The 12856-nt window shown below is 50.2% G+C and carries 14 protein-coding genes and 1 tRNA gene; 6 read left to right on the forward strand and 9 right to left on the reverse strand.

Translation table 11 applies throughout. The features are described 5' to 3' along the window. The first annotated feature begins 44 nt into the window (after positions 1-44). Positions 45-1034 (forward strand): Bug family tripartite tricarboxylate transporter substrate binding protein, encoded by a 990-nt coding sequence (locus tag IE074_RS04245; RefSeq protein WP_189384206.1) that lies wholly within the window; start codon positions 45-47, stop codon positions 1032-1034. 57 nt (positions 1035-1091) lie between these two features. On the opposite strand, the gene IE074_RS04250 is transcribed toward IE074_RS04245, so the two are convergent. Together IE074_RS04250 and IE074_RS04255 are read right to left on the reverse strand one after the other, a co-directional pair. Next, a complete protein-coding gene (locus tag IE074_RS04250) occupies positions 1092-1673 on the reverse strand; it encodes a DUF924 family protein (protein WP_189384207.1) in 582 nt (193 codons plus the stop codon). Positions 1674-1805: 132 nt separating this feature from the next. Continuing rightward, positions 1806-2552 carry a carbonic anhydrase family protein gene (locus IE074_RS04255; RefSeq protein ID WP_189384208.1) on the reverse strand — a complete coding sequence of 249 codons (747 nt, stop codon included), beginning with the start codon at positions 2550-2552 and terminating at the stop codon, positions 1806-1808. 381 nt (positions 2553-2933) lie between these two features. Here IE074_RS04255 and IE074_RS04260 point away from each other — a divergent pair, with 381 nt between their 5' ends. Beyond that, positions 2934-3614 (forward strand): type 1 glutamine amidotransferase domain-containing protein, encoded by a 681-nt coding sequence (locus IE074_RS04260; RefSeq protein WP_189384209.1) that lies wholly within the window; start codon positions 2934-2936, stop codon positions 3612-3614. Between the two features lie 112 nt (positions 3615-3726). Here the strand turns inward: IE074_RS04260 and codA are convergent, their stop codons facing one another. Together codA and IE074_RS04270 are read right to left on the reverse strand one after the other, a co-directional pair. Further along, complete coding sequence (codA, locus tag IE074_RS04265; protein ID WP_189384210.1) at positions 3727-4983, reverse strand: cytosine deaminase; 1257 nt, start codon at positions 4981-4983, stop codon at positions 3727-3729. Between the two features lie 75 nt (positions 4984-5058). Then, a tRNA-Thr gene (locus IE074_RS04270) sits at positions 5059-5134 on the reverse strand. 123 nt (positions 5135-5257) lie between these two features. Between IE074_RS04270 and IE074_RS04275 the strand changes: the two genes are divergently transcribed. After that, a complete protein-coding gene (locus tag IE074_RS04275; RefSeq protein WP_189384211.1) occupies positions 5258-5500 on the forward strand; it encodes a hypothetical protein in 243 nt (80 codons plus the stop codon). 9 nt (positions 5501-5509) lie between these two features. On the opposite strand, the gene IE074_RS04280 is transcribed toward IE074_RS04275, so the two are convergent. Together IE074_RS04280 and IE074_RS04285 are read right to left on the reverse strand one after the other, a co-directional pair. Continuing rightward, complete coding sequence (locus IE074_RS04280; protein ID WP_189384212.1) at positions 5510-5779, reverse strand: hypothetical protein; 270 nt, start codon at positions 5777-5779, stop codon at positions 5510-5512. Between the two features lie 21 nt (positions 5780-5800). Next, positions 5801-6991 carry an acetylornithine transaminase gene (locus tag IE074_RS04285; protein ID WP_189384213.1) on the reverse strand — a complete coding sequence of 397 codons (1191 nt, stop codon included), beginning with the start codon at positions 6989-6991 and terminating at the stop codon, positions 5801-5803. A gap of 239 nt (positions 6992-7230) precedes the next feature. Here IE074_RS04285 and IE074_RS04290 point away from each other — a divergent pair, with 239 nt between their 5' ends. Together IE074_RS04290 and gluQRS are read left to right on the forward strand one after the other, a co-directional pair. Beyond that, on the forward strand, positions 7231-7689 hold the full coding sequence (locus IE074_RS04290; protein ID WP_189384346.1) for a Smg family protein: 459 nt from the start codon (positions 7231-7233) through the stop codon (positions 7687-7689). Further along, positions 7664-8578: a tRNA glutamyl-Q(34) synthetase GluQRS gene (gene gluQRS, locus IE074_RS04295; protein ID WP_189384214.1), complete on the forward strand. Its 915-nt coding sequence runs from the start codon at positions 7664-7666 to the stop codon at positions 8576-8578. The genes IE074_RS04290 and gluQRS overlap by 26 nt, the downstream gene beginning before the upstream one ends. Here the strand turns inward: gluQRS and tcuB are convergent. Next, positions 8575-9666, reverse strand: a complete 1092-nt coding sequence (gene tcuB, locus IE074_RS04300) for a tricarballylate utilization 4Fe-4S protein TcuB (RefSeq protein WP_169292975.1) — start codon at positions 9664-9666, stop codon at positions 8575-8577. The two genes, gluQRS and tcuB, sit on opposite strands and share 4 nt — an antisense overlap. Continuing rightward, positions 9653-11047, reverse strand: coding sequence for an FAD-dependent tricarballylate dehydrogenase TcuA (gene tcuA, locus IE074_RS04305; RefSeq protein WP_189384215.1), 1395 nt, complete (start codon positions 11045-11047; stop codon positions 9653-9655). The genes tcuB and tcuA overlap by 14 nt, the downstream gene beginning before the upstream one ends. A 131-nt stretch (positions 11048-11178) precedes the next feature. Between tcuA and IE074_RS04310 the strand changes: the two genes are divergently transcribed. Beyond that, on the forward strand, positions 11179-11886 hold the full coding sequence (locus tag IE074_RS04310; protein WP_189384216.1) for a GntR family transcriptional regulator: 708 nt from the start codon (positions 11179-11181) through the stop codon (positions 11884-11886). Here the strand turns inward: IE074_RS04310 and IE074_RS04315 are convergent, their stop codons facing one another. Then, a complete protein-coding gene (locus IE074_RS04315; protein WP_189384217.1) occupies positions 11887-12852 on the reverse strand; it encodes a Bug family tripartite tricarboxylate transporter substrate binding protein in 966 nt (321 codons plus the stop codon). Between the last annotated feature and the right edge of the window lie 4 nt (positions 12853-12856).

Below are 12856 nucleotides of genomic sequence, written 5' to 3' on the forward strand. Positions count from 1 at the left end.
TACCACCAACATCAGTATCAAAATTACACGGAGACGAATTCAAAATGAAAACACAGACACTAATGATTAAAAACGGCATGGCTGCTGTATTGCTGGCCACAGCAATTTTTGGTGGACAAGCGCTGGCCGCCTACCCTGAAAAACCAGTCACGATCATCATCAACTATCCGGCCGGAGGCGCGCTTGACCTGGCAACCCGAGCGCTGGCAACCAATCTTGGCAAACAGTTCAACCAGCCCATTGTGATTGAAAACAGGCCCGGTGCTTCGGGCATTATTGGTGCCGAGAACGTGTCACGCCAGAAACCCGATGGCTACACCATGCTGGCAACCATTGACTCCCTGCTAACGGTTAACCCCTACATTTACAAAAATACAAAGTTTGATCCTGCAAAATCCCTGGACCTGGTAGGCTTGATGGGCACCTTCAACCAAGTCCTGATGGTTAACAAGGCAAGCAAGATCAAGGACATCAAGGGCTTGGCGGCACTTGCCAAAGATCGTGACCTGAACTATTCATCGGCCGGTCCAGGCACCCCGGGGCACCTGACGATGGAGAGTTTTCGTCTGGCCACAAACCTTAACATGCTGAATATTCCTTTTAACGGCAATGCACCAGCCATGAATGCCCTGCTGGGCAATCAAGTTGATGCCGGCTTTCTGGTCATGGGTGGTTCAACCCTGCAACATATCCAGGCGGGTACGCTGGTCCCCATCGCCACTTCTGGCAAAACGCGTGAATCCAAGTTACCAGACATTCCTACGGTTGCAGAAAGCGGTCTGCCCGGTCTTGAAAATTTTGACATGCAGTTCGCTTTTTTCCTGATGTCTCCCAAAGGGCTGGACCCTGCCATTGCAGAAAAATGGAACCAGGCGCTTGGCAAGGCAATGCAATCAGATGAGGTAAAAGCACAATTTGAAACGCTAACAATCCAATTGGTCAACGGCAGTCAGGAAGAGGCCCAGCGTTGGATAGAAGAATATGGCTCGAAAATGCGTCAGGTTATTACAGACGCGGACGTCAAGGTTGAATAAGCAAGAAGGAATTATCGCTTAAGGAGTTGCGAATCAGGCACAAGGGATCACTGACAATTAATCGGGTGATTCCTGCGCCTGACTAATAAAATCCTCCAGCATTTGAGTCAAGTCCTTGCAAAAGACGATTTCTTCTTCGCTGGACAGGCGTCCCAGGCTTTTATTGCGGGTTGGATAACGGCCAAACCGGTCTATCATGGCCTTGTGCTGGATTTCATGTTCCAGGGTGGCCGGATCACCCAGTTCGGTAAACAGAACCAAGGCCTTTTCATGGATACACCGGGATTCCGAATGCATGAATGGCATGATGACGAATTTTCTTTCCATGGTGGAGAGCGTTTGGTACTCAGGCAGCTTAATGGCTTCCTGGGCCAGTACCAGGGCCATGCCATCCTGGCTGAAAGCTCGCGGCGTATCGCGCCAGATATTGCGCGAAAACTGGTCCAGCACAATAATTTCAGCCAGACGCCCTTTCATGGTCGCACGCCATGCATCACACTCTCCCTGCGCCGCCGCCTCACAAACATCACCAAAGCGTTCACGAATGGTCTGGTCGTATGATTTACCACCCTGAAACCACATTTGCGGCGTGCTTTCCATGAACCAGAAATGAAGGATGTCTTGGGGAGTGGTTTGCATTGGGATCTCCATCGCCGCAGGCGAAGATCATTTCGCCCTCGTTGTAATGTTCATTTACTCAGAAAAAAATGGCCGCTTTAGATGGCGGCCGTTTCTTATTTCAAACGATAAAACGTTTGGCATAACAATGACTTAACTTAAGAATTTAACTTCACCATTTGACAAATTGTACATAGCGCCAACGATCTTGATTTTACCTTCTTTTACCAGCCCATCAAGCACGGAGCTGTTTTTGCGAATGTTTTCAATCGTGAGCAACACATTCTGCTCGGCAACCGCATCAACGAATTCATAATTGCTGCCGCTGCGTTCACCGGCATAGACAGTTGCCGTAACCGCTGGCTTGATCTGCTCCAGCAGGCCGGTCAAGTTACCCAGCTCTACACCATTGATGGCGCCTGCAATGGCACCACACGCAGTGTGTCCCATCACCAACACCAGTTTTGCACCTGCCACGGCACAGGCAAACTCCATGCTGCCAAGCAGGTCTGGTGTGGAAATATTGCCCGCAATACGTGCGCCAAAAGCATCACCAATACCGGTATCAAAAATGATCTCACCCGGCGCACGTGAGTCAATGCAACTCAGGATAACCGCTGCCGGATACTGCCCCGTTGCGGTCATTCTTTTCTGGGCAAGAAAATCATGTGATTGCATCTTTCCACTACGAAAGCGTTCATTGCCTTCGCGCAGCATATTGATGACCTGGTCAGGTGTCATGGCATCGCGCTGTTCTTGTGTTAAAGAAGCGGCCGATGCGGTAGCAGGAATAACTGATAGACCAGCTGCCAAAGCTACGCCGGCACTGGCCTTGAACCAGTTACGTCGGGCCTGGTTTTCTGGAGCACTGGGCTGACAGCAATTATGGTTGTGTTGCATAAATTTCTCCCATGAGAATATTTTGTCTGCATCAATACGCCAAGCAAGGAATTACTGAGCATACCAATGATTACTCTACTTCAGGATAAACGTCATTACCATTAACCAAACATTTAAAGTAAAGGCTACTTAATACTTTCAATTAATAACTTATTATTGATTGAATTGTTAAATTTAACATTCGCCTTACGTTTAAACCAGTCATGAAAAGTTAATTTTAGTCAAGAAAATACTACCATTAGTTACTTAAAGCAATCTGATCCACTTTGCTAACGCGAACTTGATCGCCTTGGCCTTAATGCCTTAATTGCAAAACAGGCCGCCCACAAAAAGCATGATCATATACAATCACAGAAACGACCTTGCCAATTGGAGAAAACAATGTCCGTACTGATCGTGTTAACGTCTAATGACAAAATGGGTGATTCCGGTAAAGCAACCGGGGTGTGGCTGGAGGAATTCCTTGCTCCCTATTATATTTTTACCGACAGGGGCATTCCCGTAGAGCTGGCAACACCCAAAGGCGGGGCAGTGCCTGTTGATCCAGCTTCGGTTGCCGCCCTTGAAGAATCCGCTTTGTACAAGCGTTACAAGAATGACACCAAGCTGCAGCAATTGATGCAAAACACCGTCGTGCTGAAAAAAACCTTCGCGACCGGCCACGATGCCATTTTCTATCCTGGTGGGCATGGCCCTTTGTGGGATCTTCGTTACGATGAGCACTCAAAAAAACTCATTCAGGATTTCTGGAATAACGACAAAATTGTTGCGGCCGTTTGTCATGCCGGATGCGTTTTGCTGGACGTCATTAACCAGGATGGCACTGCGCTTGTCAAGGACAAAAAACTGACCGGCTTTAGCAATGAAGAGGAAATAGCGGTTGCCTGTGAGGGTATTGTGCCCTATTTGCTTGAAACCGAATTGATTAATAAAGGAGCCCAATTCAGCAAGGCGGGAAATTGGGAAGCGCATGTGGTAATTGATGGCAGGCTGATTACCGGACAGAACCCGGCTTCTTCAGAAAAAGTGGCCCTGGCGCTGGTTAAAATGCTGAAAAGATAACGTAACAGTCAAATAATTTCAACGCCATCTCCCTTTGCAAAAAACAGAGCGCCCAATCCAGGCGCTCTGTTTTCATGCATTAAGCAATATTGTCAGGTTTTTATCAACCCGCTTATTTGGTTTTCCTGAACAGGTCCAGTTCAACTTCAAAGCTGGGTTCGGGTTTTTTGAAAAGGTATTCGCCGTTACGGATAGAGGCCAACACATCAGCACGCTGGCGCACTGCCTCGAAAGCGGACGTGGCATCCAATACCAGGAAGTTGGCCGGTTTGCCTGCCTCAAGACCGTACTGGTCTTCAACCTGCAAGGTTTTGGCACCGTTATAGGTAATCAGGTCCAGGGCCTTTTCAATTTCCGGATATGACATGGTTTGTGCCAGGTGAATGCCGTTATCCAGAATATTCATCATGTTGCCATTGCCCAGCGGGTACCACGGATCATTGATGGAGTCCTGGGCAAAACACACGTTAATGCCCGCATCCCATAGCTCTTTAACACGGGTAATGCCGCGACGTTTGGGATAGCTGTCCTGACGGCCTTGCAGGTAGGCGTTTTCAGTGGGAGGGCAAATAAAATTAAGACCTGATTTCTGAAACAGGCCCATCATGCGGAATGCATAGGCATTATCGGCAGAGCCGAAAGAACAGGTATGGCTGGCCGCAGTCCGGGCACCTATTCCCTCAACCATCACCAAGGCATTCAGCAGCTCTACAAAACGGCTATGGGTATCATCGGTCTCATCGCAATGAACGTCAATCAACTTGTTGTACTTGATGGCCAGCTCAACAGTACGGTGAACCGATTTCTCACCAAATTCCCTGGCCCATTCAAAATGCGGAATGCCACCTACGCAATCAGCACCCATTTTCAGGGCTTCCTCAACCATTTCATCACCGCCCTTATAAGCGTACATGCCTTCCTGCGGAAAAGCCACGATCTGAATGGTGACATTGTCTTTTAACTGTTCACGCAATTCCAGCATGGCTTTTAACCCGGTCAGTTTGGGATCGTCCACATCGATATGGGTACGAATAAACTGGACCCCCTTGGCAACCTCTTCACGAATGCCACGCAAGGCGCGCTCCCTGGCATCTTCAAGCGTTTGTCCTTTCTTGATATGGTGCCAGCGCTCGATGCCTTCAAACAGCGTACCGGTCGCATTGGCGGCCCCCTCATTGCGACCGGTATATACATAGTCCAGATGCAAATGAGGATCCACATAAGGCGGTACAACCAGCCTGCCTTTCAGGTCAATTTCCTCCGGGGCGGACGGCAAATGATTGCCAATCTGCGTGATCACCCCATTTTCCACAAGGATTTCCGTCGCATTATCATGACGATAAAGGCGGGCATTGATAAATTTCTTCACTTTATGACTCTCCTGGATGGACGTTAAAAACAAAAACGCCAACCCGTTAAGATTGGCGTAAATGCTTGTTTTTATTGGTGCCGCTTGCCGGAATCGAACTGGCGACCTTTTCATTACGAATGAACTGCTCTACCGACTGAGCTAAAGCGGCTTGTTATTATTGTTAGTTAAGCTTGGGATTTTATCATTTGAATGGCCTATCGTGCAAATGAACCCTACACCTTCCACAAAAACCGCTACACTGACACTTTAGCATTTATATGAACATACACCCATGACATCACTGCCCAAATTTGCCCCAAATGGCTGGCGCCGTCACAGCAACGGTACTCTTGAGCATGTTTCAGGCCTCCAGTTTGAGCCCGACCAGGCGGGTGGCATGAAACTGGTTCAATCCTCATTGCTGGTTTTCATTGAAAACGTTAAGAATGAAGGGGTTAGCCAGGAACAGGCTGAACGCCTGCTGAAAAAACTGACTTTGCAGGCCAAAGAACACTTTATTGGCCTGCTGCATTAAGGCACCCGATTATTCTTCCAGGCTGTCCAGCAACTCGGCTATTTCATCCTGGTAGGTTTCCAGCATTTCTACCGGCAGCTCGGCTTCCAGACTATGCGTCATAAAGTTTTCGGCACAAATCGTAAGCGCATTGGCAACGGCCTGCCTGTCGGTCACGTTTACCATGAGCGCATACAGGCCATGCTGCAAAGCGGCCTGTTGAGCCATGCATTGATTCAGGTTATCGGAAAGCTCTACCACCAGTGCTTTCAACTCATCAATTTCATTACTCATACTCATAAACAGTGCTTTCCTATTGGCTTATTGGCGCACTTGCGCAATTAACTCATCCAGCCAGCTTAACATCAAATCGATTTCTTCCTTGCTAATGTTAAGGGCGGGCATGAAGCGCAACAAATTGGTTCGTGGTGCATTCAGCAACAGGCCTTCAGGTGCACGAGTACGGGCGGCCTCAACAATCGCATTGCCATCTTCACGATCCAGCATCAGGGCACGTAAAAGACCCAGGCCGCGCTCACCTTTCATGCCCCATTTGGCAGACAGCTTGTTCAGGCCATCAGACAGGTATTGGGCACGCTCATTAATGCTTTCCATAAAGCCCGGTGCATTCAGCACATCAAACACGGCCACACCCGCTGCGGTCATGAGTGGGTTACCGTTGTAAGTGCCACCCTGGTCGCCGTGCTCAAAGCATGCCACTTCTTCACGGCACAGCAGGGCAGATAATGGCACGCCACCACCGATGCCCTTGCCCAGGGTCATGATATCGGGCTCGATGCCATAGTGCTGGTAGGCAAACATGGTACCGCAACGGCCCATGCCGGTTTGCACTTCATCCACAATCAGCAAAATGCCTTTTTCACGGGTTAAGGCACGCAGTTCCCGCATGAACTGCATATCGGCAGGAATCACCCCGCCTTCACCCTGCACCGGTTCCAGCATGACGGCAACGGTCTGGTCATCAATAAGCTCACGTACCGAATCCAGATAGTTCATGATGGCTTTTGGAAAGCCGTCAACCTGGGGCGCAAACTTTTTGTCCCAGCCGGCCTTGCCCGAAGCAGACATGGTGGCCAGGGTACGGCCATGAAAACTGTGGTCAAAGGTAATGATTTTGTAAGCGCCATTGCGATGGATTTGCCCCCATTTACGGGCCAGCTTGATGGCACCCTCGTTGGCTTCGGCACCGCTGTTGGCAAAGAACACGCGATCAAAGCAGGAAGCGCTGGTAAGGCGATTGGCCAGGTCAATGGATGGCTGGTTGTAAAACCCGGGCGACGGATTGATCAGCACTTTGGCCTGGTGTTCTATGGCCTGCACCACCTCGGGCGGACAATGACCCAGACAGTTAACGGCCCAACCCTGCATGATATCAAGGTATCGTCGGCCCTCCTGGTCCTCTAGCCAGGAACCTTCCCCTTTGACAAAGATCAGTTCGGGACGGGAGGTGATTTCCATTAACGACTTTACGTCAGCAGGATTAAATGCCATGACAATTCCTTTCAGGGGCAATGAACTAAACTAAACAAAACAGACACCGCATTTTAGTCAAAATCCCCGTGACTGTGCGATTAAAACCGATTCTGTGGGCAAAGTTACACACCCGTATCCTGCTGAAACAACGATCGCTTCCCAAAAGTGCACTCGCCTTTATATTTAGCGATCCTTTTTGCCTTTTTCAGTTATCATGAAGCCTGCCTTTGAATAAACCTTTTTCGGAAGTTACCACTATGTTCGATGTCCTGGTTTATCTCTTTGAAAACTACTATACACCCGATGCTTGCCCGTCTACCGACGTGCTCACCAAGCGTTTAGTGGCCGCTGGCTTCGAACATGAAGACATTAGCGATGCCATTGGCTGGCTGTATGGTCTTGCCGAAACCACTGAACAAAGCGGTGAGTTGTCGGACATGTCTGCCACCAGCACACGTGTTTATGCAAATTTTGAACAACTGCATCTGGGTCCTGAAGCCATCGGTTTTCTCTGTTTTCTGGAAAACTCCGGTGCCATCACACCCGCACTGCGTGAAATCGTAATCGACCGCGCCATGGCCACCCCCGATGCCCCGGTGTCTCTTGAGCATTTTAAAATCATTACCTTAATGGTGCTCTGGAGCCAGGAAGCCGAAGTGGATCACCTGGTTCTGGAAGAGCTGCTCACCGATGACGGAGCCAAACTCCTGCACTAATTACATTGGCCGTTTTGCGCCCAGCCCCAGCGGACCGTTACACGACGGCTCGCTGGTGGCCGCCATGGCCAGCTATCTTGATGCCCGTGCCCACCACGGCCAGTGGCTGCTGCGTATTGAAGACATTGATACCCCGCGTGTGGTGGCCGGGGCCGATCACACCATCATGCAACAATTGCAGGCCCTTGGCATGCACTGGGACGGCCCGGTCATCTGGCAGTCATCACGCCTGAACCGTTATCAGGAAGTATTCAATCAACTGAAAGAGCGCGGGCTTATCTACGGCTGCGCCTGCACCCGCAAGGAAATTGTCAGTAACGCCATTGAAAATGGCAGGCTCGGTCTGCATGGCGAACGCCCTTATGCCGGCACCTGTCGCCATGGTATTGCCGGCAACCGCCCTGCCCGGGCCTGGCGCCTTGTCATGCCCGAAGGCATCGTCCGTTTTGTGGACCGCTGGCAGGGAGAACAAAGCCAGGATGTTGTCAATGAAGTGGGGGACATTATTGTTAAACGTGCCGATGGCCTGTTTGCCTACCAGCTGGTGGTGGTCATTGATGATCATGACCAGGGTGTGACCGACATTGTGCGGGGCAATGACCTGCTAAGCTCAACCGCCCGCCAGCATTGCATTGCCCGCATGCTGGGTTATCCCACTCCCCGCATGATGCATGTTCCCCTGGTTCTGGATGAAAACGGACGCAAACTGTCCAAACAGAACCATGCCACCGCGATTGATATACAAAACCCGCTGACCAGCCTGGGTAAAGCCTGGCTGGCTCTGGGGTTTGACCCCTTGCCAGCGGGCAACGTAACGCAATTCTGGCAACAGGCCGTGCCGGTGTGGCACCGGCGCTTTGGGCTGCTGCCGGTGCACCCTACGCTTTAATGCAAAGGTTTTTCTTTGGCGTATTTAATCAATGCGCCCAGCCTGTACAAACCATGCACAAACTTGCCAAAAGGCATGGTTATGAACAAAGACAGAATAACGGCCAAATGAATCACCAGCAAAGTCGCCAGTGCCGGTGTTTCCCTGAAAACCATCAGCGCAAGACCGGTAACCGCAGCCAGGAACAATTGTGCAATGAACGCGTAATCCATGCCCATCTGCCTGATATTCACAATGGCCGGGTCCGCTTTGCGTTTGAGCCAAAACTGTCCCGCTGTACCAATTGCCAGGCTAATGCCGCCAATGGTTCCTGTGAGTTTGGGCAAACTGAAAAAATTGTACGGTGCCTGCCAGCCAAACACATAGTGAAAAATCGTACCAGACACGGTTGCGGCAAAACACAGCATGAACCCATAAAAAGTGAAGTGATGGAAACGTCGACGCCACGGAGAAATTTCATCATCCGGGTAAGTACATCCGGTTTTCACATTGCCATGCAAGTATTTCAGGCTGAATGCATCGGCCATCCCCTCTTTGACGTTTTTCCACGATAACAGCTCACCCGGCTTTTCACCCGTATCTTTCAGGAAAGCCCGAAAACCCATTATCAGCGCCGTCACTACCCAAAGGGCTGCCAAACCAAACACCGTTACCAATACACCATGCGGGAAAATAGCGTAGAAATCTCCGGCTGGCGCAGAAGAAAGGCCATTTGAAAACAAGGTTGCCACACCTAAAAGAACAATAAGGGCCAACATAAAAAACAGGCTGCTCAATAAACCGCTTTTTTCAAAACCACGCGCAATGCCACGCGGCCAGGCATAACTTTGATAGGTCGTTTGACGCACCGCAGCCAGTTGTACCGGCAAATTCACATTAAATTCATGCGGTGGCGCATACTGGCAGGCGTAGTAACATTCGCTACAGTTATGACATAAATTGGCCAGATAATTTATATCGCCCTTGGTAAAATCCAGCCGTTGCTCCATAGCAGGGAACACGGCACAGAATCCTTCACAATAACGACATGAATTACAAATACCCACAGAATGACGGGCATCTTCAATCAATTTTTCAAGCTGTTGCATGCTTTGCTGCCTCCTTGCCGGCAATCCTGCCAAATACCGTACCAATTGCCATACCAAATCCGGCAACATAACCTTTACTTAAAATATTTCCTGCCATGATTTCTCCGGCAGCAAATACATTTTTCGACACCACTTCATCTTGCATGACAACCCTGGCCTCACGGGTAACCTTGACCCCCATGTAGGTAAAGGTAATACCCGTCGCCAGTGGATAGGCATAAAACGGACCCTGATCTATTTTGCGGGCCCAATGACTTTTATTCGGCTGCAAGCCCTGTGTATGGCAATCATCAAGCTTATTGTGATCAAAGTTGCCGGCCACTACAGCGGCATTGAACTGTGCAACCGTCTCTTGGACGGTATCCACGGGAAGCCCCAGTTTTTCTGCCAAGGCTGGAATCGTATCAGCCACAATAGATTTGAAAACCGACGGCATGAAGTGACCGATTGCCTTTGAGTCAATAATGCAATAGGCGATCTGATCGGGTTGCCCGGCCACCAGACGTCCCCAGATGGCATAACGTTTGGGCCAGAAGTCCTCGCCCTCATCGTAAAAACGCCTTCCTTCTTTGTTCACCACGATACCCAGGGAGACACAATCGACCCGGGTCACGATGCCACCATCATAGCGTGGGGAACGGGCGTCAATGGCAACCGCATGTCCCTGGGTAGGATCACCAATAATGCAGGCGTTATTACGCATCAGCTCGCGTAGCATGACCCCTTCGTTAAAGCGGGTGCCACGTATGATAAAGTTACGCGCACTGGGGCCCCATGCCTCTTCCAGCCACTCCCGGTTCGATTCAAACCCACCAGAGGCGATCACTACAGAACGTGCATTTATCCTGATTTTTCTGCCCTTGCAGACAGCCTCGACACTTTCACATTCTCCGTTGGAAAAATTCAGGGTGTGGGCTTGCGTTTCGTAAAGGATTTGCACACCCGCTTTTTCTGCTGCCTTGAAATAAGCATTGACCAGGGCTTTGCCACCGCCCAGAAAAAATGCATTGGTTCGTCCCAAGTGCAACGTACCACCCAGGGATGGCTGAAAACGCACGCCATGCGCTTTCATCCAGTCAGTGCAGGATGCGGTTTCACGAATGACATAACGCGCCATTTCCTCATTCGTTTCCCCCCCTGTTACCCGAAACACATCCTGAAAATATTCATCTTCGGTATAAGCATCGGTTAAGACATCGGTTGGCGCGTCATGCATACAACGCAAGTTGCGGGTATGGCTGCTGTTTCCGCCACGCCATTCCCGTGGGGCACTTTCTATCAGAATGACAGACGCCTTTTGCTCACGCGCCGACAATGCGGCACACAGCGCAGCATTACCACCGCCAACCACCAGAACATCACATGATAATGTATCTTTCAAGGCTTCCTCTCTATTAATAATACATTTGTATTCTATTGTACACAAAAAATTATTATTGTTCAAAATAATTTAATTCGACTGGCGTTTGGTATAATTGGTTTGTCACGTTTTAATCTATGGAAAAATTTGTAATGGCTCGTAAAGCAAAACCTGGCCCACAACCGGTCAATCATGACAGCAATGTCCCTGAAGCCAGTGATCGGGGCGTCTCTTTGGGTGACCAGGCTTACAACTACATTATTCAATCACTGGAAAACGGCACGATGCCACCAGGCACACGTCTTCGTGAAGCCGAGCTGGCTGCTGAAATTGGCCTGAGCCGCACCCCCATCAGGGAAGCACTTAACCAGCTGGTCTCTGAAGGCCTTGTTGTTAACGACCCCAAACGCGGCCTGATCATTACCGAACTTGACCAGAGCATGGTGGGTGAACTTTATGAAATGCGGCGTGTGCTGGAAAGCACGGCAGCTGCGCTGGCCGCCCGTCACGCCACAGATGTGGAAATAGCTGTTTTAAAACAGATCATCGAACAGGACAAAACCAGCGATGACCCTGCCTTTCTGGCCAAAAACAATCGACTGTTTCACCAAACGCTTTATCAATGCGCCCATAACCGCTTCCTGCTGAAAACCCTTCAGGTTCTTCAAAATGCAATGTTGTTGCTGGGAAAAAGCACCCTGGCAGAAAGCGGCCGCCCATCCACCTCTTATGAAGAGCATGCACAACTGATTGAGGCGCTTGAACAACGCAACCCCGAAAAAGCCCAGGAAATAGCCAGCCAACACATTAGTGAAGCATATAAAGTCCGGCTAAGCCGTTTCCTGCTGAACCAGGCTTAATCAGTCAACTTGCGCACCCGATGATCTGACCGCATTTCCCCAGCTTTCAATTTGGGATTGAATAAACCCGCCAAACTGATCTGAGGTCATTTGTGCGGCACGTGCACCTTCCTGTGCCAATTTGGATCCAACTTCTTCACTCATCAATGCCTTGGAAGCCGCTGCGTACAGTTTTTCAACCACAGCCGCTGGTGTGCCGGCAGGCGCCACCAGCCCATGCCAGGAAACCGCATTGAAACCGGGGATGGCTGCTTCAGCAACCGTTGGCAGTTCAGGTAAAGCCTGGGAGCGCTCACTGGATGTTACGGCCAGGCCTTTAATGGAACCCGCCTTGATATGCGGCAATGCGCCGGGAATAGTCGTAAACATGAAGTCAATCTGATCACCAATCAAGGCACTGATTGCTGGCGCACCACCCCGGAACGGCACATGAACCATATCCAGTTCACGGGCATCCTGAAGCATCACGCCCGCCAAATGGCCCGGTGTCCCGCTTCCCGCTGAACCCATATTGGCTTTCCCCGGATTCGACTTGATATAGTCAATCAATTCCCGGGTACCCGTCATATTTTTATGTGCGGGACCCACGACCAGTACATTGGGAACGGTCGCGAATAAGGTAACGGGTGCAAAATCTTTAATGGCATCGTAGCTCAGCTTATTGTAAAGCGTTGGATTAATGCCATGCGTACTGGCTGTTGCCAGCAATAAGGTGTAGCCATCCGGCTTCGCCAGGGCAACAGACTGCGCTGCGATGGCACCGTTTCCCCCGCCCTTGTTTTCAACCACGATGGACTGCCCCAAATCTTTTGACATGGCTGCCGCCATAGTGCGGGCCAGGATGTCCGACGAGCCGCCTGCGGGATGCGGCACGATGAGCCGTATAGGTTGTTCGGGATAATCTGCCTGTGCGGTCACGGGCAAAATAGCAACCGCTGCAATTAAACAGGAATGAATAAATTTCATTATT

It is taken from the genome of Advenella faeciporci, from assembly GCF_014652395.1.
Lineage (GTDB): Bacteria > Pseudomonadota > Gammaproteobacteria > Burkholderiales > Burkholderiaceae_B > Advenella > Advenella faeciporci.

Excerpts from the sequence above, each read along its gene's own strand:
- IE074_RS04280 (WP_189384212.1), bottom strand. The coding sequence starts at position 5,779 with ATGAGTATGAGTAATGAAATTGATGAGTTGAAAGCACTGGTGGTAGAG.
- IE074_RS04290 (WP_189384346.1), top strand. The coding sequence starts at position 7,231 with ATGTTCGATGTCCTGGTTTATCTCTTTGAAAACTACTATACACCCGAT.
- IE074_RS04275 (WP_189384211.1), top strand. The coding sequence starts at position 5,258 with ATGACATCACTGCCCAAATTTGCCCCAAATGGCTGGCGCCGTCACAGC.
- gluQRS (WP_189384214.1), top strand. The coding sequence starts at position 7,664 with ATGACGGAGCCAAACTCCTGCACTAATTACATTGGCCGTTTTGCGCCC.
- IE074_RS04250 (WP_189384207.1), bottom strand. The coding sequence starts at position 1,673 with ATGCAAACCACTCCCCAAGACATCCTTCATTTCTGGTTCATGGAAAGC.
- IE074_RS04255 (WP_189384208.1), bottom strand. The coding sequence starts at position 2,552 with ATGCAACACAACCATAATTGCTGTCAGCCCAGTGCTCCAGAAAACCAG.
- IE074_RS04310 (WP_189384216.1), top strand. The coding sequence starts at position 11,179 with ATGGCTCGTAAAGCAAAACCTGGCCCACAACCGGTCAATCATGACAGC.
- tcuB (WP_169292975.1), bottom strand. The coding sequence starts at position 9,666 with ATGCAACAGCTTGAAAAATTGATTGAAGATGCCCGTCATTCTGTGGGT.
- IE074_RS04285 (WP_189384213.1), bottom strand. The coding sequence starts at position 6,991 with ATGGCATTTAATCCTGCTGACGTAAAGTCGTTAATGGAAATCACCTCC.
- IE074_RS04260 (WP_189384209.1), top strand. The coding sequence starts at position 2,934 with ATGTCCGTACTGATCGTGTTAACGTCTAATGACAAAATGGGTGATTCC.
- IE074_RS04245 (WP_189384206.1), top strand. The coding sequence starts at position 45 with ATGAAAACACAGACACTAATGATTAAAAACGGCATGGCTGCTGTATTG.
- IE074_RS04315 (WP_189384217.1), bottom strand. The coding sequence starts at position 12,852 with ATGAAATTTATTCATTCCTGTTTAATTGCAGCGGTTGCTATTTTGCCC.